Genomic DNA, 22,417 nt, shown 5'->3' with positions numbered 1-22,417 from the left:
ATTTGAATTATACAACACAAATGGATGCAGCTAAAAAAGGCATCATAACGGATGAAATGAAAGCTGTAGCCAAAAAAGAAAACATAGAGGTAGAAATTTTAAGAAAAGGGGTAGCTGAAGGGAAAATAGTCATACCAGCAAATAAAAATCATAAAGCATTAAGTCCAGAAGGAATAGGAGAAGGACTTAAAACAAAGATAAATGTAAATTTAGGCATTTCTAGAGATTGTCCCAATGTGGATGTAGAACTTGAGAAGGTAAAGGTAGCAATAGATATGAAAGCAGAAGCAATAATGGATTTAAGTTCCTTTGGTAAGACTGAAGAATTTAGGAGAAAACTTATAGATATGTCTCCTACTATAATAGGTACAGTTCCAGTATATGATGCAGTTGGATTTTATGATAAAGAGTTAAAGGATATAACCTCTAAGGAGTTTTTAGATGTAGCAAGGAAACATGCAGAAGATGGTGTAGATTTTTTAACAGTTCATGCAGGAATAAATAAAAGAACAATAGAGGTCTTCAAAAAGAATGAAAGAGTTATGAATATAGTATCTAGGGGTGGTTCCTTATTATATGCATGGATGGAATTAAACAATAAGGAAAATCCTTTCTATGAATACTATGACGAATTATTAGATATATGTGAAGAATATGATGTAACCTTAAGTTTAGGAGATTCCTTAAGACCAGGCTGTATAGAGGATGGAACGGATGCACCACAAATAGAAGAGCTTATTGTTTTAGGAGAATTGACTAAAAGAGCTTGGGAAAGAAATGTACAAGTTATGATAGAAGGACCTGGGCATATAGCTATAAATGAAATAGAAGCAAATGTATTGTTAGAGAAAAAATTATGTCACAATGCTCCTTTTTATGTATTAGGACCAATTGTTACAGATATAGCACCAGGATATGATCATATAACTAGTGCCATAGGAGGAGCAATAGCTGCAAGTGTAGGAGCAGATTTTCTATGTTATGTTACTCCTGCAGAACATTTAAGATTGCCCACATTGGATGATATGAAAGAGGGAATTATTGCAGCTAAAATTGCAGCTCATGCAGGAGATATAGGAAAGGGAATCCCAGGGGCAAAGGATTGGGACTATGATATGAGCAAAGCAAGAAGGAAATTGGATTGGGAAAAAATGTTTGAACTAGCCATAGATAAAGAAAAAGCAATTAAATACAGGGAAGAATCTACACCAGAACTTCATGATAGTTGTACTATGTGTGGAAAGATGTGTTCTGTTAGAAATATGAATAGAGTTATGGAAGGAAAGGATGTAAGTATTTTAAAAGAATAATGAGAGGCGATTTATATGAAAAGCATCTCTCACTAATTTAAAATAATGTGAGGGTGCTTTTTATTTTTTTTACTCTTGAAACTTGTGTTCTAATCATATATAATAAAGACAATATTATATTTAAAAAGTTTGGTGAAAAATATGCAATGGGAACCTAAAAATTACAAAATGGAAGTGAGTACATTATGGAGCTTCCCTGAAAGAGGAAATTGGGCTACTCATAACAGCGAATATAGAGGGAATTGGTCGCCATATATACCTAGAAATGTTATATTCAGATACTCAAAAAAGAATGATATAGTTTTAGATCAATTTATGGGAAGCGGAACTACATTAATTGAAACAAAATTACTAGAGAGAAGAGGTATTGGAGTTGAAATCAACCCAAATGCTATTAAAATAGCAAAAAAGAATTTAGATTTTGACAAAAATAGAGAATATGAACCTAGGATTTATAATGGAGATGCAAGAAAACTAAACTTCATACCTAATAATAGTATTGATTTAATTTGTACACATCCGCCTTATGCAAATATAATTAGATATAGCAATGGCATAAGAGGAGATTTATCAAATTATGATATTGATGAATTTATAATTCAAATGGGATTTGTTGCCAAGGAGTCTTTTAGGGTATTAAAAGATGATAAGTATTGTGCAATATTAATAGGAGATATAAGAAAATCAAAACATATAATTCCTCTTGGATTTAAAACTATGGAAAAATATCTAGAAACGGGGTTTATATTAAAAGAAATAGTTATTAAAGAACAACATAATTGCAAAAGTACAAATTTTTGGTATAAAAAGAGTATTCAATACAATTTTCTTTTAATAGCTCATGAATATTTATTTATATTTAGGAAGCCAAAAATATAATATTTTATTAATTAGGAGAGGATTTAATTGAAAAAAAATGATCTAGTAATGCCAGTTGTTAAGTGGGTAGGAGGAAAGAGGCAACTTCTACCTGAAATAGAAAAATACATACCTTCTTATTATTCAACATATTATGAGCCTTTTGTTGGAGGAGGAGCGGTTTTGTTTCATCTCCAACCTAGAAAAGCTGTTATTAATGATATTAATGAAGAATTAATGAATCTATATCAAGTAATAAAAGATAATGTAGATGAACTGATAGAGGATTTAAAAAGACACAAGAATGAGGAAGGGTATTATTATAAAATTCGTGAATTGGATAGGGATATAAAAAAATATAAAAGTTTAAGCCCTATTGAAAGAGCATCAAGGATACATTACTTAAATAAAACTTGTTATAATGGGCTATTTAGAGTTAATTCTCAAGGTCAATTTAATACTCCATTTGGTAGATATAAGAATCCAAACATTGTAAATGAAGAGACGTTAAGGGCAGTAAGCAAATACTTTAATAGTGCTGATATCACTTTTAAATGTTGTGATTTTGAAGAAGCGGTTAAGGGAGCTGAAAAAGATAGTTTTGTTTATTTTGATCCGCCCTACGATCCAATAAATGATACAAGTAGTTTTACAGGTTATGATAAAGGTGGCTTTGATAGAGAAGAACAAAAAAGGCTTAAAAGGTTATGTGATAAATTGAATGAAGAGGGAATTAAGTTTTTACTTTCTAATTCAAAAACTGAATTTATTTTGGAACTTTATAAAGACTATAGAATAAAAATAGTACAAGCTAATAGAGTTATTAATTCCAAAGGGAACAAACGAGGAGCAGTTGACGAAGTATTGGTGATGAATTATGAATAAAACAAAAAATGATTTAGCTTGGGAAAAACTTTTTGATAAATATAATATCATGCATGAGATAGAAAACAAAGGCTTTTTCCAAATTGAATCTAAAGATATAAATGAGTTTAGAGAAGCTAGATTAGCCACTAAATTTGATCATAAAAGTAATTTACCAAAATTATTTAAAGATAATAATTTATCAATTTTACCAATAACTAGAGGTAGTTACATAATTTCTTCATTTGAAGCATATAAGGAATTTAGTGAATTGAATACAGAAATTATAAGAATTTCATTTCCCTATTATATAGAAAGTATTGATTATGAAAATATAACTTCTGAATCTATTGCAATAAATTGTGCTTTTATCTCTGGGATACTATCAGATTTTATTCAAGATGATAAATTATTACCTACAGTTAGCGGCAGGATGAGTTCAAATGAATTTTCTTTTTATATAAATAGTACCAACATAAATAGAGATGTAATGGTCACAGTATCTAATTCCCAAATTGAAATAGATGGAGGATATGAAGGGATAGATAGTTTAGCTTTAATAGAGGCTAAAAATTCAATATCTAAGGATTTTTTGATCAGACAACTATATTATCCCTTTAGGCTATGGAATGATAAAATAGTTAAAAGGGTTATCCCTATATTTATGGTATACTCTAATGGTGTATTTACTTTATATGAGTATGTTTTTGAAGATCCTCAAAATTATAATTCATTGGTTCTAGTAAAACAAAAAAATTATACTTTAATACAAGATGATATTAATTTAAATGATATAAAAGATATTTTATATAATATAAATATCGTTGAAGAACCAAAAATTCCATTTCCACAAGCAGATAATATGAAAAGGATTATAAATTTATGTGAGTTATTATATAACAAAGAAATGACAAGAGATGAAATTGCTACTACTTATGACTTTGATTCCAGACAGACAAATTATTATGCTGATGCTGGTAGGTATTTAGGGATTATAGATAAAAAGAAAGAAGATGGGGATATTGTTTATTTTTTAACTAATGAGGGAAAAGAGCTTTTCAAAGTTAATCTAAAGAAAAGACAACTTAAATTTGTTGAGTTGATTCTTAGGCATAATGTTTTTAATAAAGCTTTAAAAGAATATTTTAGATTGGGACAAATACCTAGTAAAGATAGTATTGTTGAAATAATGAAAGAATCTGATCTTTATAGAGTTAGTTCCAATAGTACGTTTTATAGGAGAGCTCAAACTATTAAAAGTTGGATAAATTGGATATTAGAGTTGATAATAAAATAGATTTAATATTAATTTATATCTATTTTAAATTCTAATCTATTTTTTATTTAGGAAAGGGAATTCCAGGGGCAAAGGATTGGGACTATGATATGAGCAAAGCAAGAAGGAAATTGGACTGGGAAAAAATGTTTGAACTAGCCATAGATAAAGAAAAAGCAATTAAATACAGGGAAGAATCTACTCCAGAACTTCATGATAGTTGTACTATGTGTGGAAAGATGTGTTCTGTTAGAAATATGAATAGAGTTATGGAAGGAAAGGATGTAAGTATTTTAAAAGAATAATGAGAGGCGATTTATATGAAAAGCATCTCTCACTAATTTAAAATAATGTGAGGGTGCTTTTTTTTATATATTTTGATAATATATCATTAGAATATATTTATTTGAAAGGTGATTAAATTGTTTAATATAGATGAAGAATTACAAAAGCTACCAGATAAACCAGGTGTATATATAATGAAGGATAAATATGGGGAGATTATATATGTAGGTAAAGCTATCTCCCTTAAAAATAGGGTTAGACAATATTTTAGAGCTTCTGAAAATCATCCACCTAAAGTAAAGGTGATGGTAAAACACATTTATGAGTTTGAATATATTATAGTGGATAATGAAGTAGAAGCTTTAATATTAGAGGCTAATTTAATAAAGAAACATAAGCCTAAATACAATATACTTTTAAGGGATGACAAACAATATCCTTATATAAAAGTAACTACTAATGAAAAATATCCTAGAGTGTTAAAGACTAGGAGGGTGCTAAAAGATGGTGCCAAATATTTTGGACCTTATCCTAGTGCTTATGCAGTTAATGATACTATAGATATAATAAGAAACTTATATCCTATAAGGACTTGTAATCAAAATTTAGAAAAAAACCAAGGAAGAACCAGACCCTGTTTAAATTATTATATAGATAAATGTGTAGGTCCTTGTCAAGGAAATGTAGATGAAAAATTATATAATTCCATGATAGATGAAATAATTATGTTTTTAAATGGGAAAGAGGATAAACTAATACAGATAATTGAACAAAAGATGTACGAAGCTTCTAAAAATTTGGATTTTGAAAGTGCAGCAAAATACAGAGATCAGATAAATTCATTAAAAACTGTGTTAGAAAAGCAAAAAGTGGTAACTGCTAATTTGATAGATCAAGATATAATAGGTATGGCTAAGGGTATAGATGAAGTTTGTGTTCAAGTATTTTTTATAAGAAGTGGGAAAGTTGTAGGGCGAGAACACTTTATATTATCTGATACCTTTGATGAAGATAGAAAAGAAATTTTGAGCTCTTTTATAAAGCAATTTTATTTAGGAACAGCTTATGTACCAAAAGAAATATATATAGAAGAAGAAATAGACGATATAGAAGCCATATCCAAATGGCTATCGGGAAAAAGAGGTTCAAAGGTTATAATTAAGGTTCCTAAACGAGGAGAAAAATCTCAGCTTATGGATATGGTTAAAAAAAATGCTTTGGATATGTTAAATCAATATGGTGATAAAATTTTAATAAAGCAGAGAGAAAATCAAAAAGTATTGGAAAAATTACAGAAAATTTTAGGATTAGAAAAAATACCATATAGAATAGAAGCATATGATATATCTAATATAGCAGGAGTGTCCCCCGTTGGCTCTATGGTTGTGTTTGAACAAGGAGAGCCAAAGAAGAGTGATTATAGAAGATTTAAAATACAATCTGTAGATGGTCCTGATGATTATAAAAGTATGGCAGAAATTCTTAATAGAAGATTTTTGAGAGGATTAAAAGAAAGGGAAATGATAAAGGAAAATAAAATAAAGGTAAAAGGTTTTTCTACTTTTCCTGATTTAATAATGGTAGATGGAGGCAAAGGGCAAGTAAATGTAGCATTATCTGTATTAGATGAATTAGGTTTAGATATTCCTGTATGTGGATTAGTTAAGGATGATTCTCATACTACTAGAGGTATTATATATAAAAATGAAGAAATAACTTTAGATGAAGATAGTATGGAGTTTAAACTAATATATAGGATACAAGAAGAAGCTCATAGATTTGCTATATCCTATCATAGAAGTTTAAGAAGTAAAAAGATGTTTAAATCAGAACTAGATGATGTAAAGGGTATCGGTGAAAAAAGGAAGAAGGAATTATTTAAATATTTTCATACTATTGATAATATGAAAAAAGCATCTATAGAGGAATTAGCTAGTGTAAAGGGTATGAATAAAAAAGCAGCCAAGAATTTATATGAATATTTTAAAAATAAGGGGGCAAAAAAATGAGTAAAAAATTATATCGTTCCAAAGAAAATAGGATGATATGTGGTGTATGTGGAGGCATAGCAGAGTATTTAAATGTGGATCCTACAGTTGTAAGGTTAATATGGGTATTGTTTTCTGTATTTACAGCTATATTTGGTGGAATTATTGCATATATAATAGCTTGTATAATAATACCAGAAGAATCATAGGAGGAAAAAATGGATTATGTTACATTGGGAAAAATAGTAAAAGATTTAAAATTAGAGATAATATATAAAGCAAAGGGTATGGATAAGATAAAAATCAAAGGCAGTGAAGTAAATAGACCTGGACTTCAGCTTGCAGGTTATTTTGATAGATTTGCTTATGAAAGATTGCAGATAATTGGGAATGTAGAATGGCATTATTTAAATAATTTACCTAAAGAAGTACGCTATAACAGATTTAAAAATATGTTTGCTTATCCTATACCAGCACTGATTATATCAAGAGGACTAGATATATTTCAAGAAATAATGGATTTAGCTAAAAAAAACAACATCACTATTCTTAGGACTGAACTTCCTACAACTAAATTTATAAATATACTAATTAATTATTTGGACTATATGTTAGCCCCTGAGATGACAGTTCATGGAGTTTTGATAGAGGTATATGGTATGGGAATATTAATTGTTGGCAAATCAGGTGTGGGAAAAAGTGAAACAGCATTGGAATTAGTCAAACGAGGTCACAGATTAGTAGCAGATGATGTGGTTGAGATAAAAAGGGTTGAAGAAGGGCTTAGAGGGGAAGCACCAGAACTGATTAGACATTTTATGGAGATAAGAGGAATTGGAATTATAGATATTGAAAGGCTTTATGGAGTTGGTGCAGTTAAGGAAGAGGAATTTATAGATTTAGTTATAGAGCTAGAATTTTGGGATGAAAATAAAGAATATGATAGAATTGGTTTAGATGAAGAATATATAGATCTTTTAGGCATAAAAATTCCTAAAGTGCTTATTCCTGTAAGACCTGGTCGAAATATAGCCATGATAGTGGAGGTAGCTGCAAGAAATACTAGACAGAAAAAATTAGGTTATAATGCAGCAGAGGAATTAAATAACAAGGTAAAGAGGCAAATAAGTGAAAGACGAGAGAATAATGACTAATGTTAAATAAGTAACTTTTATGAAATTAATAAAAACCTTTATGGGATAGCATAAACACAACTAATATGTTATAATATAAAAGAGGATTTAAGTAACCCTAAATTAATTCAATTTACTAGTTTATAACTAGTTTATGATAATTGATTTTAGTTTAGCATTTATAATATTTATAAAGTTATTTATTAAAATATAACATAAATACAATTAATAAATTAGCCTAATTTATACTATTAGCTATATTTAAATGTTTCATGTGTGAATTTAGGCTAGTTGAGTGACAATTATTGTCTAAAATTAAACAAAGTTGAAGGAGGTTTAATAATGGGAAAAGTTATGAAAACTATGGATGGAAATACTGCAGCAGCTCATGTTGCTTATGCATTTACAGATGTTGCTGCTATATATCCAATTACTCCATCTTCTCCTATGGCAGAATTGGTTGATGAATGGTCTGCCCACGGTAAGAAAAATATTTTTGGGCAACAAGTGTTAGTTACAGAAATGCAATCAGAAGGTGGAGCAGCAGGTGCTGTTCACGGTTCACTATCGGCTGGTGCATTAACTACTACGTTTACTGCATCCCAAGGTTTACTTCTTATGATACCAAATATGTATAAAATAGCAGGAGAACTATTACCAGGAGTATTTCATGTATCAGCTAGAGCATTAGCTGGGCATGCATTAAGTATATTTGGTGATCATCAAGATGTAATGGCAACAAGACAGACAGGTTTTGCACTTCTTGCATCAGGCAGTGTTCAAGAAGTAATGGATTTGGCAGGAGTTGCTCACTTATCAGCAATAAAAGGTAAAGTACCATTTGTACATTTCTTTGATGGATTTAGAACTAGCCATGAAATTCAAAAAATAGAGGTTATTGACTATAAAGATTTAGAAAAATTAATTGATTATGATGCGTTAAATGAATTTAGAAATAGATCTTTAAAACCAGAACGTCCATATACTAAAGGGACAGCACAAAATCCAGATATTTATTTCCAAGCATTAGAATCGGCTAATCCATACTATGAAAATATAGTAGAGATTGTAAACGATTATATGAAAGAGATAAATAAAATAACAGGAAGAAACTATAAGCCATTTAATTATTATGGGCATCCTGAAGCAGATAGAGTTATAGTAGCCATGGGGTCTGTAACTGAGACAATTGAAGAAACTATAGACTACTTAATGGATAAAGGTGAAAAAGTAGGAGTAATAGAAGTTCACCTATATAGACCATTTTCTGAAAAATATTTCTTTGATGTTTTACCAGAAACTGTTAAAAAAATTGCAGTATTAGATAGAACTAAGGAAAAAGGTGCTGTAGCAGAGCCTTTACATTTAGATGTTAAGAGCATATTCTATAACAAATCTGATGCACCAATTATTGTTGGTGGAAGATATGGATTAGGTTCAAAAGATACTACTCCATCACAAATAAAAGCAGTATTTGATAACTTAAAAGAAGAAAATCCAAAGGATAGATTTACTATAGGTATAGAAGATGATGTAACTCATACATCTTTAGAAATAAAAGAAGAGATAAATACAGAACCAGAAGGAACTATTAGATGTAAGTTCTGGGGATTTGGTTCTGATGGTACTGTTGGAGCAAATAAGAGTGCTATAAAGATAATTGGAGATAATACTGATATGTATGCTCAAGGTTATTTTGCATACGATAGTAAAAAATCAGGCGGAGTTACTATATCTCACTTAAGATTTGGACATGAGCCTATAAAATCTACTTATTTAATTACTGAAGCTGATTTTATTTCTTGTTCAAAGCAATCTTATGTATATCAATATGATGTATTAAGTGGATTAAAAGATGGCGGCACTTTCCTTTTAAATTGTAATTGGAGTGAAGATGAGTTAGAAGAGAATATACCTGCTTCTATGAAGAGATATTTAGCAGAACATAATATAGACTTTTATATAATAGATGCAACTAAAATAGCTAATGAAGTAGGACTTGGTGGAAGAATAAATATGGTAATGCAGTCTGCATTCTTCAAGCTAGCCAATGTAATTCCAATAGATGATGCTATAAAATATTTAAAAGATTCTATTAAAGAGCAATATGGAAGAAAAGGTGAAGATATAGTTAATATGAACTATAAAGCAGTAGATATGGGAATTGAAGCATTGGTTAAAGTGGATATACCAGGATCTTGGAAAAATGCAAAAGATGAAGAAGTAAGGGAAGAAAAAGAAGTACCAGAATTTATAGAAAAAGTTGTATTTCCAATGAATAGACAAGAGGGAGATAAACTTCCAGTTAGCACTTTTGTAGGAAGAGAAGATGGATCATTCCCTCATGGTACATCAGCATATGAAAAACGTGGTATAGCTGTAGAAGTACCAGAATGGGTAATGGAAAATTGTATACAATGTAATCAATGTTCATATGTATGTCCTCATGCAGCAATAAGACCATTCTTATTAGATGAAGATGAGAAGAAGAATGCTCCAGAAACCTTCGAAACTAAGAAGGCTATAGGAAAAGGATTAGAAAACTATCAGTTCCGCATACAAGTATCAGCACTAGATTGTACAGGATGTGGAAACTGTGCCGATATATGTCCAGCAAAAGAAAAGGCATTAGTTATGAAACCATTTGAAGAACAATATGAAGTACAATCTAAGAATTGGGATTATGCAATAGATAATGTAGAACCTAAAGAAGACTTAATGCCAGAAACAACTGTAAAGGGAAGTCAATTTAAGCAACCATTACTACAATTCTCAGGAGCATGTGCAGGTTGTGGAGAAACACCATATGCTAAATTGGTAACTCAACTATTTGGAGATAGAATGATTATAGCCAATGCTACAGGTTGTTCATCCATTTGGGCAGCTAGTGCACCATCTATGGCATATTGTGCAAATAAAGATGGTAGAGGACCTGCTTGGGCTAACTCTTTATTTGAAGATAATGCAGAATATGGCTATGGTATGGCAGTAGCAGTTAAGAAGATAAGAGAAAAACTTGAAAACTTGATGAAAGAATTTATCGAATTAGATATAGATAAAGAATTAAATGAAGCATTTAATAAATGGTTAGAAGGGAAAGATGATCCAAAAGAATCCAAAGCAGCAGCAGGACTTATAATACCAAAATTGGATAAAAAATTAGATAATGAAAGAGCTAATGAAATACTTGAAGAAATAAAAGAATTAAAAGATTATTTAATCAAAAAATCCATATGGATATTTGGTGGAGATGGCTGGGCTTATGATATAGGATATGGCGGATTAGATCATGTATTAGCTTCAGGAGAAAATGTAAATGTATTAGTATTTGACACAGAAGTATATTCTAATACTGGAGGTCAATCATCTAAGGCAACACCTACAGCAGCAGTTGCTAAATTTGCAGCCTCTGGTAAAAAGGTAAGAAAGAAAGATTTAGGTATGATGGCAGCTTCTTATGGATATGTATATGTAGCACAAGTAGCATTGGGAGCTAATATGAACCACTTAGTTAAAGTATTAAAAGAAGCCGAATCTTATGATGGACCATCCCTAATAATAGCTTATGCACCATGTATTAATCATGGAATAGTAACAGGTATGGGAACTAGCATAAGACAAGAAAAAAGAGCAGTTGACTGTGGATATTGGCATCTATATAGATTTGATCCAAGACGAAAAGAAGAAGGCAAGAATCCATTTGTACTAGATTCTAAAGAACCAACAGAACCATTTAGGGATTTCTTGAACTCTGAAGTAAGATATACATCACTAAAACGTACCTTCCCAGAAGAAGCAGAAGAATTATTTAAAGCAGCAGAAAGAGATGCTAAGGAAAGATACGAAAAATATAAGAAAATGGCAGAAGAATAAAAAAAGGCTATCGATTAATCGATAGCCTTTTTTTTATTAATCCCATCATAATAATTCATAGAAGTATATTAATGCAACAAATGAATTTAAAATTTCAATAGACAGATAATAAAAATTATTAAGAATTTTCACTTGACAAAAACAATTTTTAGACTTATAGTAATTGTATTAGGAAAAAAATATATATATTAGTAAAAAATGATATATTAAAAAGGTATAAAATGTAAAAACTCATATTTAAACATAAAAAGATGTGTTATTTATTCGGATTGTAATGTTTCGTAATTTGATATTAATATATAAAGAAGGGAGGATACATTAATGAAGGAGATAATGCTTCCACAAAATCCTAGTAAGGTAAATCAACCTTGTGGTGTGGGGACAGTAGAAAAATGTTGTACTGGTACAGCTATTCCAATTGGACCAATTATTCCAAAGTAACGCAAGAGCAGGAGCTGCTAATTAATTGGCAGCTCCTATAAATATTATTGATTGAGGAGGGAGTATATATTGAATAGAGAAGAGTATATATGTTCTAAATATAATTTAGTTTATAATATTGGTGAAAATCAAAATATTATATTTAATACTTTGACTCAAGGTATGATGCTTTTCGAAGATATTTATGTTCAAAAAATGTTAAATCCGAGTACTCTTTGTGATCATGAATTTAATCTTATGAAGAAATATGGTTTCATAGTTAAAGAAAATTATGAAGATATGCTTTTAAAGGCAAATTATCAAAGGGAACGTTTTAATTATAAAGTAATAGGAATAACTATTGAATTGACAAATTCGTGTAATTTTCTTTGTAAGTACTGCTATCAACCTCATGAAAAACGATACCTTTCACGAAGTGGAGCCGATGAAATCTTAAAATGGATAGAGAATAAATTAAAAGAAGGTGTAAAAATTGTTAAGATTCATTGGTTTGGTGGCGAGCCATTGCTGAATATTGAAATTGCCTTTTACATGCAAAAACAAATAGAGAAATTACTTGATATATATTCATTCAAATATTTTTCTGCAATAACAACTAATGGTTATTTGATTGATGAATGTTATGAAAAATGGTTAAAAGATATGAATATAAACAGATATGAAATAACTTTAGATGGGATTGAATTAATGCATGATTATTCCAGACCATTATTATCTGGTAATGGTACATTCAAAAAAATTTTAGAAAATATTCATCTTTTAATAAATTCAAAAGAAGAAGTGAGTATTAGATACAATGTAAACAAATTAAATACGGACATAAGATCTTTTATATCATTATTAAAAGGTGAAGAATTATTGGATAAAACATATTTATATTTTCAGCAAACTACAAAGTTTCAAAATTCTAGTGAAATTGATAATTATTATTTTTCTTCTTTGGAAGAGTATGCATTAGCATTGAGTAATATTTATAATGTACTTTATGAAAACAAGCTTCCAATTCCTAGATATTCGTCTTATGGAGTTAACTGTAAATTTGATTGTATAAACCATTTTCTTATTAATACTGATTTAGAACTAGTAAGATGCAGTTCTACAGAATCTAATGAAAGTTCAATGATTGGGAAGATTGTAAATGGCTTAATAGATGAAAATATTAATGTTACAAATGAAAAAATTGCCTATGATCCTTTTATTAAGGAAAAGTGTATAAATTGTAAAGTACTACCTTTCTGTAAAGGTGGTTGTTATTTATTGCAGAAAACTGGCAGAAATGAATGTATACCTGAAAAATATATCTTAGAAGATTATGTAAAACTTTTGTATAGAGAGGCTATTAGAGATGTATCGTCTAATGAAAGATAAGAATGTTATTTCAGGAATAGAAATTTTTAAATTAACCATAAGTTACTTAATTTCAAGTATAATATATCTTGCTATTCCTTACTTTAATAAAGTATTGATAGATTTTGCTAGTAATCCATCTGCTAATATCTCATATATAAATATTATCGTAATTATTATTTTGACTTTTTTTATACAAGCATTCATATTCTATTTTGGTAATTATCTAAGTGCAAAGTATAGAAATAAAGTTGATAAAAAGCTAAAAATGTTTTTATTCAAGTCACAATTAGATATGAATAAAGCCGATTATAATGCTATAGATAAGGGAATGGTTACCAATTTATATATTTCAGATTCAAGTAATGTAGCAGTAGCTATTCTTAATTATAAAGTTTTTATTATAACAAGTATATTACAAATAGTAATAGTATTGGGATTTATGTTCTATGTTAATGTAAAACTTGCTTTAATATCATTTTTGTTTATGCCATTATACTTATTATCTATAAACTTGAATATAAAAAAGATAGCAGATGCTAACAAAAAATCCATTGTTTCACAGGATATATATATAAATGATTTAAAAAATTATATAAATAATAAAGCAGATATAAATTTAACAAAGAGTGAAACTTATTTTGAAAAATTATATGATGAAACTCTTACAGAATGGATTAAAAATAGGAATAATTATGATTTTTGGTATATACTCGTAAATCGTATTCCCATTTTTATTTCTATTATTGCTCCTCTTGTAATTCTTTGGGCAGGTGCAATAGCAGTTCACCAAAATAGATTATCATTAGGAACATTAGTTATGTTCAGTCAATATACTGCTTTTCTTTTTGAACCGCTTACTAATCTTTCTCAAACTTTGACAGAAAAGAAGGCATATAAGCCATTTTTTGATCGTTTAGAAAAATTTTTATATTATAATAGCGATAGCAATTATAAATATGAGAAGCTATTTTGTAAATTAGACAACTTTATAGAAATTAAAAATACAGAGATATATAATGTAAAAAAAGAATTACTATATGAGGCAAATATAGTAATTCCAAAAAAAGGATTTTATATTATTAAAGGAGCTAATGGTAGTGGAAAATCTATGCTCTTTAATATAATGACAGGGCTTATCTCTTCCGATCAATTAAAAGTAAAAAATAATGGAATATTTAAAATGGATGAGAGTTTTAAAAGTAAAATATCAATATTAAGTTATCCATTATTTTTTTTTAGAGCAACAGTATTAGACAATATTCTTCTTGGGAATAGTCATAATAGTTGTGAAATTAAATATTTTAACGATATTTTTCGATTGCCACCTTTAAATAAAAAGATTGAAATTGATCCATTAAATATATCAAGTGGGGAAGGTCAAAAGATTTGTCTAACTAGAATATTCATTCAAGGATTTCCATGTGTTCTTTTAGATGAACCTACTACAAATTTAGAAAAAGATACGATTAATGCTTTATATAAACATATAAATTCTGAAAAGGAAAAACAGCTAATTATTATAATTACACATGATAATACCTTTGATAATATTGCTGATGCAATATTTTGCATAGAAAATAAACAACTTTTTAGAAAAGATCATGATAAAAATATGTTATTTTAAAATACAGATGATATAAAAAATATGAACCTTATTCAATACATTTATTAAATATGGTATAATATTCGAAAGATAGTTATAGGAGGTGTTAAAGATGACTAATGAAGAATTTCAAACCATAGTTTTAAAGGAATTAAAAACGTTAAGAGAAGATGTAAGCGGATTAAAGAATGATATGGTAGGAGTAAGAGAAGATGTAAGTGGATTAAAGAATGATATGGCAGGAGTAAAAGAAGATGTAAGTGGATTAAAGAATGATATGGTAGGAGTAAGAGAAGATGTAAGCGGATTAAAAGGAAGAGTATATAAAATAGAAAACAAATTAGACAAAATGGATGATAAATTAAATGCAGTATATGAGCAAACAGCATTTTTAACGGAATTTAAAGAAGAAAGCAACAAGAAAAATGAAGGATTTGAGCAGGAAAATAGAAGATTAAAGGAAATTGTAGGGAGACATGAATTAGAAATTCAAGCTTTAAAGGAAAAGATTGGTTAGTGATATAAAAACTATTCTTCACATAATGGTTATTTCCGATGAATATTTATATTGTAGGAGGTGGCTATTTTGAGGAGAATAGTTTTATTTATTTTAGTTGGATTTATATTGGTTTGGACTTATAATCTATTTATAAATAATTTTATTCAATTAGAAAAAGTAGAAGAAGAACCTTATAAGGGTATAATAGAGATATGGGACTTTTCTAGGAAAGGTTCTTATAAATGGCTACAAAATAGAATTCGAACCTTTGAAAAACAAAATCCAGGAGTATATATAGAAATTGTATCTAAGGATGATAATAAGGATACTATGCCAGATATAATTCCTGTAGATTTAAACTTTTCAAATTTAGACGTATTAGAACCTTTAGACGATTATTTTGAAAATGAAGAATTAGAGGAATTTAAACATCAAGCATTAGTACCTGTAACATATAATAAGGAATTGAAGGCTTTACCTATAGCTATGACTACAAGTGCTATATATATAAATTTAGATAAATTTTATGAAAGGGGGGTTAACCCTCCTATAGATGGAAATTGGACTTATGAGGAATTTGTAGATGCTTTAAAGCAATTAACTTGTGACTCTAATGGAGATGGTGTAATAGATGAGTACGGATTTTTGACTTCTATTGGAGAAAATAATTATCATATTTGGGGAATAATACTATCCGATGGAGCTCAGTTTATAGAACCTAAAAGATTAGAATATAGTTTTTATGGAGAGAAAGCTATTAAAGGCTTAGAAAGATTGATGGATTTAAAATATAAACATGGAATTGTACCTGATTATTTTGGTATAATAGGGGAGAAGGATGCTTGGAATATGTTTTTTGAAGATCAAAGAGTGGCAGCTTTTGCTACAGGTTCTTGGGCAATAGATGTATTGGAAAAATCCTATAGAGAAGATAATGGTTTTAATTTTGAAGTGGTAAATTTTCCTACGGGGGACAAAAACTTGCCAGTGATTTTAAGTAGCGATATAATTTCTTATGGAATAATAAAGGATGAGGATCCCAAAAAGATGAAAATGTGTGTTGAATTTTTAAAACATTTAACTACAAATTCCAATCAAAAACTTTTAGAAGAAATTAGCCTATTCACAGTTAAAAGAGGCATAGATGATATGTATACAGATAATATCAATATGAAAAAAATAGAAGAAAGTCTATCTTATACCCACTACATACCTATTGTAGATAATTGGAACGAGATAGATTCCATAATCCATGAAGAAATAATAAATGCCCTTTTGGGGAAAAAGCCTTCCTATGAGGCAATAGAAAATGCTAAAATAAAAATAAACAAATTGAAAAATAATTTAAAATGAGGATATAGGAGTGGTATTTTGGAAAAGGAAAAGCTATATGAACAATTTAAACAATTAAATTTTGGAGAAGTTTTACTTGATGAACCTATGAAAAATCACACTTCCTTTAAAATAGGTGGTCCAGCAGATATAATGATAATACCTAAAAGAGAAGAAGATATTGTAGAATCCATTAAATTTTGTAGGAATAATAATATAAAATATTTTGTTATGGGGAATGGAACCAATTTACTTGTAAAGGATTCAGGTATTAGAGGAGTAGTTATAAAGATTGGTAAAGATTATGATAAAATAGATGTAGTGGATGATAGGATTATTTGTCAAAGTGGAGCTTTATTATCCATTGTAGGCAAAAAAGCATTGGAAAATTCTCTAACAGGATTTGAATTTGCCAGTGGCATACCAGGAACTGTAGGAGGAGCTATAGCTATGAATGCTGGAGCTTATGGGGGCGAGATGAAGGATATAGTTTCTAAAGTTCAGGTACTGGATAAAGAAAATAATATATTGGAATTAGAAAAGGAACAGATGAATTTTAGGCATAGAGGAAGTAGAGTAGTAGATGATGAGCTTATAGTTCTTGCTGTGGAGTTTCAATTAAAGAAGGGAGATTATTCCATAATAGAACAGGAAATGAAGGATTTAGCTTATAAAAGAAAATCCAAACAACCACTGGAATATCCTAGTGGAGGAAGTGTATTTAAACGTCCAATAGGGCATTATGCAAGTAAGTTAATTGATGATGCAGGTTTGAAGGGTTTAAGATTTAGAGATGCACAAGTTTCTGAAAAACATTGTGGATTTATTATAAATAAAGGTAATGCTACGTTTGAAGATGTATTTACCCTTATAAAAACAGTTCAAAAGGTTGTAAGGGATAAATTTGATATATTATTAGAACCAGAAATAAAAATAATAGGAGATTAGGAAGGGCGAAATATGCAGATAATAGGAGATTACCATACTCATACCATATATAGTCATGGAAAAGGTACTATTAGGGAAAATGTAGAGGTTTCAATAGAGAAGGGATTAAAGGAAATAGCCATATGTGATCATGGACCAGGACATATTATATATGGTATAAAGAGGGATAATATATTTAAAATGAGGAAAGAAATAGATGAATTAAATAAAGAATATAAAGAAATTAATATATTATTAGGGATAGAAGCTAATGTAATGGATTATGATGGAAATATAGATGTTGATGATAGCATGTTAGAAGTATTGGATATATTATTGTTGGGGTTCCATTATGGTATAATTCCCAATAACATAAAGAGTATGTGGTATTTTTATGGTTTAAATTATTTATCCAAAGTGCTGCCTTTTTTAAATGATAATATGGTGGATTTAAATACTAAAGCAGTGATTAAAGCTATAGAAAAATATCCAATAGATATAATTACCCATCCTGGTTCTAAAGCTAAATTAGACATAGAAAAGGTAGGGGAAGTTGCCTATAAGCATAATACTGCTTTAGAGATAAATTCCCATCATAGTCAATTATCTGTAGAAAATATAAAGAAAGCATTAAATACGAAGGTTAAATTTTATATAAACAGTGATGCCCATCATCCTTCAGATGTAGGGGAACTTCAACAAGGGATACAGAGGGCATTGGAAGCTAAAGTACCTATATGTAGGATAGTAAATGCAAAAGAATAAACCAGGAGGTGGGTTTTTATTGGAATTTGTTATTATTACAGGAATGTCTGGAGCAGGAAAGAGTCAAGCTATGAAGGCAATGGAGGATATGGGGTATTACTGCATGGATAATCTTCCACCTACTTTATTACCTAAGTTTGCGGAATTATGTTGCAAGTCTAAAGGGACTATAGACAAAGTAGCTGTAGTGGTGGATATTAGAGGTGGAATATTCTTCCAAGATCTATTTGATAGTTTAGAAGAATTAGAAAAAATGAATGTAAAATATAGGATATTGTTTTTAGATGCAGAAGATCCTGTTTTAGTAAAGCGATATAAAGAACTTAGAAGACCTCATCCATTAAATCCTCATGGAAGAATTATAGATGGAATAGAAGAAGAAAGAGTATTATTAGAGAATATAAAAAATAGAGCGGATTATATAATAGACACATCTAAATTGACTATAGGAATGTTGAAAGAGGAAATATCTAAAATATTTGTAGAAGGAGAAGAATTTAGACAACTTACCATATCTGTTGTGTCTTTTGGATTTAAGCATGGGATACTATTAGATGCAGATTTGGTGTTTGATGTGAGATTTATTCCAAATCCTTATTATATTCCAGAGTTAAGGGATTTAACTGGAGAAGATAAAGCTGTGAAGGATTATATATTTGCTTGGGAACAGACTAATACATTTTTAGAAAAATTGTTGGATATGCTGGAATTTTTAATACCTTATTATATAAAGGAAGGTAAAACCCAGCTTATAATAGGAATAGGATGTACTGGCGGAAGGCACCGTTCTGTGGCTATAACTAACAAAATAGTAGATGAACTTAAAGGTAAAGGGCATAGAGCTATAGCAAGTCATAGAGATTATAAATTAGATTAGAAAGGGTAATTTTCATGATTAAAAAATATAGACCAAAATTGATAATTACAGGTTGGATACTTTTGGGGATAATAGGTATATTTTTACTTTCCATGGGATTATCTGATTTTATGTATAAAATATCTATTAATTATAAATTGAGCACAAAAATTTTACTTATAATAACTGGGACAGTTCTTATAATATTTTCTGTTACTAAATCTTATAATAACGTAATTAAATATGTGTGTAAATCTAATGGAAATAAAGATTTAAACAGAGAGGATATAAATAATATAATATATAGAGAAAGGGTACTATCCAAAGGACCAAAAATAGTAGTTATAGGTGGTGGTACTGGACTTTCTGTATTGCTTAGGGGATTAAAAGAATTTACATCTAATATTACTGCGATTGTAACTGTTGCTGATGATGGAGGAGGCTCAGGTATACTAAGAGAGGATTTAGGTATGCTCCCTCCAGGTGACATTAGATCATGTATATTAGCCCTTGCAAATACTGAACCTATCATGGAAAAGTTGTTACAATATAGATTTAGTGAAGGAAAATTAAAGGGACAAAATTTTGGAAACTTATTTTTAGCTGCTATGAATGAAATATGTGGCAGTTTTGAAATGGCAGTAAAAGAAACTAGTAATGTACTAGCAGTAACAGGGAAAGTGCTTCCTATGACTCTTGAAGACGTAGTTTTATATGCAGAATTGGAAAATGGCGAGATTGTAAAGGGAGAATCAGAGATTCCTAAAAGATGCAAGGAAATATCAAGTAAAATTCGCAGAGTCTATATAGAACCTAAGGAGAGCTATCCATTAATAGAAGCTATAGAGGCTATAGAAGAAGCAGACTTAATAGTACTAGGTCCTGGTAGTTTATATACTAGTGTTATACCTAATTTATTGGTAAATAACATAGTGGATAAAATATATGAATCTAAAGCACCAAAAGTGTATATTACCAATATAATGACTCAACCTGGAGAAACAGATGATTATACTGTATTAGACCATGTTAAGGGAATACTTTCTCATAGCAGAAAGGATCTATTAGATTATGTAATAGCAAATACTGGGGAAATCCCCCAAGAAGTATTAAAAAAATATACTTCGGACGGTTCTAAGCCAGTAATATTAGGGGAAAATGATGAGAGGATATTAAAAGAGAAGGGTATTAGGCTTATTAAGGAAAATTTAATAGACATTAAAAAAGATTACATTCGTCACAATTCTATACTATTAAGTCAACTATTAGTTGAAATTGCAAAGAAAAAGCCTATCAAGTCTAGCTGATTGTTAGGCTTTTTTTACTTCATCTAGCATTTTAGATATTAAATTACCTGCAGTTCTTTTAGTCAAATTTTCATAATCAATAGCTATGTTTAATTCATCTGCTAATTTTTTTAAAGTTTCTAATTGCCTTTTAGTTGGTGGTTCTTCATTGGCTATATAAGGTTCATTGTATTCAGACGTTTCTTCATTATAGGATATTTCTTCTACAGCAGTCATTCCTACATTAGTTAAATCCCTAAGTACTCTAGCTTTAGCTCTAGTGGAGGCCATTCGAATCAAATGGGGTGCTATAGTATTGTTAACTGATTGGGGGCTAGCATCACCAATATCTGTATATATTTTGTCTTCTGTGGTGGCAGTTGCCTTACATATGGCAGTCATATTGTTTTCCTTTGTAGGAATTTGAATTAATTCCACTTCTAAGGATTTTAAATTATGTTGATGGGCTAAATCCAAAAGTCCCTCATAGGTAACATAAGATTTTCCTTGTAAATTTATAATAAATTTTTCATTTATACTCATTAAATCACCTCTTTAAATTAAATAGTATTTTTCAGTATCTTTGGATTATTTTTTACAAATACTTGTATAATATATTTTGTTAAATAATTTAAAAAATAAACCAGGAAATATTATACATGTAGTTAATAGAGCCGTAAAACTATTAAATATTTTACGACTCTATACCTAAAAAATTAGCTATTTAGTTAAGTATAAAATCCCTAGTTTTATGGTATTTTCAATAGCATCTCTATGGGTTCTTTCAAAGGAGTGGGAGGCATCTACTCCAGGTCCTATAAGTCCCACTTTAAAATCATATCCAGCTCTTAAAGCTGCAGAACCATCAGAACCATAGTAAGGATATATGTCTACACGATAATCTATATCATTATCCTTTGCTAATTTAACTAATCTATTTTTTAATTCTAAATCATATGGACCAGAACTATCCTTTGCACATATGGTAACGCTAAATTCATCAGAAGTTTGTCCTTCACCTGGTGCTGCCATATCTATGGCTATGAATTCAAAAGTTTTTTCAGGAATAGCAGCACTTGCACCATGACCAACTTCTTCATAATTACTTATAAAGAAATTGGTGGTATATTTTGGAGTGATGTCATTATCCTTTAGATATTTAGCAATAGTCAATATAGATATTACTCCTGCTTTATCATCTAAATGTCTAGATTTTATAAAGCCACTAGGAATAACATTAACTCTAGGATCAAAGTATATAAAATCTCCAACTTCTATGCCTAATTTTTCTATATCTTCTTCATCAGATACCTTTTCATCTAATCTTATTTCCATATTATCCATATTTCTTTCAATAGTCCTAGTCTCTTCTCCATGAACATGGGAGGACGCTTTAGTGGTTAAAATAGTTCCAGAATATATTTTTCCATTGCTAGATTCAATATTAACATATTCCCCTTCAACAGTACTCCACACATATCCACCAATTTGAGTAAATTTTAACCTTCCATTGGATTTAATCTCTTTAACCATTCCTCCAAGTGTATCCACATGCCCAGATAAGGTTACTTCCTTCTTAGTATCCAATCCTTCAATTGTTCCAATCAATGCGCCTTTATTTGTTTTATAAGTTGGAATTCCCATAGATTTAAATTCTTTTTCTACAAAATCTATGGCTTTATGGGTATTACCTGAAGGACTTGGAATTTTTAATAGTTCTTCTAATTTTTCAATTGCATATTTCATATCGATTTTCATGTAAATGGCCTCC

Annotated in this window: 18 protein-coding genes and 1 pseudogene; 17 read left to right on the top strand and 2 right to left on the bottom strand. The window is 29.5% G+C overall.

Translation table 11 applies throughout. From position 1 onward, the window contains the following. Positions 1-2 precede the first annotated feature (2 nt). From thiC to JL105_RS07870, 17 genes and pseudogenes are all read left to right on the top strand, one after another. Complete coding sequence (gene thiC / locus JL105_RS07950; RefSeq protein WP_132027992.1) at positions 3-1,310, top strand: phosphomethylpyrimidine synthase ThiC; 1,308 nt, start codon at positions 3-5, stop codon at positions 1,308-1,310. A 141-nt stretch (positions 1,311-1,451) separates the two neighbouring features. Beyond that, a complete protein-coding gene (locus JL105_RS07945) occupies positions 1,452-2,189 on the top strand; it encodes a TRM11 family SAM-dependent methyltransferase (RefSeq protein WP_132028162.1) in 738 nt (245 codons plus the stop codon). Positions 2,190-2,216: 27 nt separating this feature from the next. Beyond that, on the top strand, positions 2,217-3,053 hold the full coding sequence (locus JL105_RS07940) for a DNA adenine methylase (protein ID WP_132027990.1): 837 nt from the start codon (positions 2,217-2,219) through the stop codon (positions 3,051-3,053). Further along, positions 3,046-4,329 (top strand): type II restriction enzyme, encoded by a 1,284-nt coding sequence (locus JL105_RS07935; protein WP_132027988.1) that lies wholly within the window; start codon positions 3,046-3,048, stop codon positions 4,327-4,329. The genes JL105_RS07940 and JL105_RS07935 overlap by 8 nt, the downstream gene beginning before the upstream one ends. Positions 4,330-4,397: 68 nt before the next feature. Continuing rightward, a pseudogene (locus tag JL105_RS07930) lies at positions 4,398-4,613 on the top strand (phosphomethylpyrimidine synthase ThiC); the annotation flags it as partial. A gap of 117 nt (positions 4,614-4,730) precedes the next feature. Beyond that, positions 4,731-6,602, top strand: a complete 1,872-nt coding sequence (uvrC, locus tag JL105_RS07925) for an excinuclease ABC subunit UvrC (protein WP_132028160.1) — start codon at positions 4,731-4,733, stop codon at positions 6,600-6,602. Further along, positions 6,599-6,790 (top strand): PspC domain-containing protein, encoded by a 192-nt coding sequence (locus tag JL105_RS07920; protein WP_132027985.1) that lies wholly within the window; start codon positions 6,599-6,601, stop codon positions 6,788-6,790. The genes uvrC and JL105_RS07920 overlap by 4 nt, the downstream gene beginning before the upstream one ends. Positions 6,791-6,799: 9 nt before the next feature. Then, the gene (gene hprK / locus JL105_RS07915; protein ID WP_132027983.1) at positions 6,800-7,735 is read left to right on the top strand and encodes an HPr(Ser) kinase/phosphatase; all 936 of its coding nucleotides are present in this window, start codon (positions 6,800-6,802) and stop codon (positions 7,733-7,735) included. A gap of 321 nt (positions 7,736-8,056) precedes the next feature. After that, complete coding sequence (nifJ, locus tag JL105_RS07910) at positions 8,057-11,587, top strand: pyruvate:ferredoxin (flavodoxin) oxidoreductase (RefSeq protein WP_132027981.1); 3,531 nt, start codon at positions 8,057-8,059, stop codon at positions 11,585-11,587. A 510-nt stretch (positions 11,588-12,097) separates the two neighbouring features. Further along, complete coding sequence (locus JL105_RS07905; protein WP_132027979.1) at positions 12,098-13,396, top strand: radical SAM/SPASM domain-containing protein; 1,299 nt, start codon at positions 12,098-12,100, stop codon at positions 13,394-13,396. Further along, positions 13,386-15,002, top strand: a complete 1,617-nt coding sequence (locus tag JL105_RS07900; RefSeq protein ID WP_158280018.1) for an ABC transporter transmembrane domain-containing protein — start codon at positions 13,386-13,388, stop codon at positions 15,000-15,002. Before JL105_RS07905 ends, JL105_RS07900 begins: the two co-directional genes overlap by 11 nt. A 91-nt stretch (positions 15,003-15,093) precedes the next feature. Then, positions 15,094-15,498 carry a hypothetical protein gene (locus JL105_RS07895; RefSeq protein ID WP_132027975.1) on the top strand — a complete coding sequence of 135 codons (405 nt, stop codon included), beginning with the start codon at positions 15,094-15,096 and terminating at the stop codon, positions 15,496-15,498. Positions 15,499-15,567: 69 nt separating this feature from the next. Beyond that, entirely contained in the window at positions 15,568-16,833 is a 1,266-nt protein-coding gene (locus tag JL105_RS07890) for an ABC transporter substrate-binding protein (RefSeq protein ID WP_158280017.1), read from the top strand. 18 nt (positions 16,834-16,851) lie between these two features. Further along, on the top strand, positions 16,852-17,760 hold the full coding sequence (gene murB, locus JL105_RS07885; protein ID WP_132027971.1) for a UDP-N-acetylmuramate dehydrogenase: 909 nt from the start codon (positions 16,852-16,854) through the stop codon (positions 17,758-17,760). 12 nt (positions 17,761-17,772) lie between these two features. Then, positions 17,773-18,504: a PHP domain-containing protein gene (locus JL105_RS07880; protein WP_132027969.1), complete on the top strand. Its 732-nt coding sequence runs from the start codon at positions 17,773-17,775 to the stop codon at positions 18,502-18,504. Positions 18,505-18,523: 19 nt separating this feature from the next. Further along, a complete protein-coding gene (rapZ, locus tag JL105_RS07875) occupies positions 18,524-19,381 on the top strand; it encodes an RNase adapter RapZ (RefSeq protein WP_132028158.1) in 858 nt (285 codons plus the stop codon). A 14-nt stretch (positions 19,382-19,395) separates the two neighbouring features. Next, a complete protein-coding gene (locus JL105_RS07870) occupies positions 19,396-20,667 on the top strand; it encodes a gluconeogenesis factor YvcK family protein (RefSeq protein WP_132027967.1) in 1,272 nt (423 codons plus the stop codon). Positions 20,668-20,670: 3 nt separating this feature from the next. On the opposite strand, the gene JL105_RS07865 is transcribed toward JL105_RS07870, so the two are convergent. Then, entirely contained in the window at positions 20,671-21,189 is a 519-nt protein-coding gene (locus JL105_RS07865) for a hypothetical protein (protein ID WP_132027965.1), read from the bottom strand. Between the two features lie 177 nt (positions 21,190-21,366). Next, complete coding sequence (locus JL105_RS07860; protein WP_132027963.1) at positions 21,367-22,404, bottom strand: M42 family metallopeptidase; 1,038 nt, start codon at positions 22,402-22,404, stop codon at positions 21,367-21,369. Positions 22,405-22,417: the final 13 nt, after the last annotated feature.

The organism is Keratinibaculum paraultunense (genome assembly GCF_016767175.1).
GTDB classification, from domain to species: Bacteria; Bacillota; Clostridia; order Tissierellales; family Tepidimicrobiaceae; genus Keratinibaculum; species Keratinibaculum paraultunense.
The sequence above is the reverse complement of the archived record's forward strand: the minus strand, read 5'-3'. Positions and strand labels throughout refer to the sequence as shown.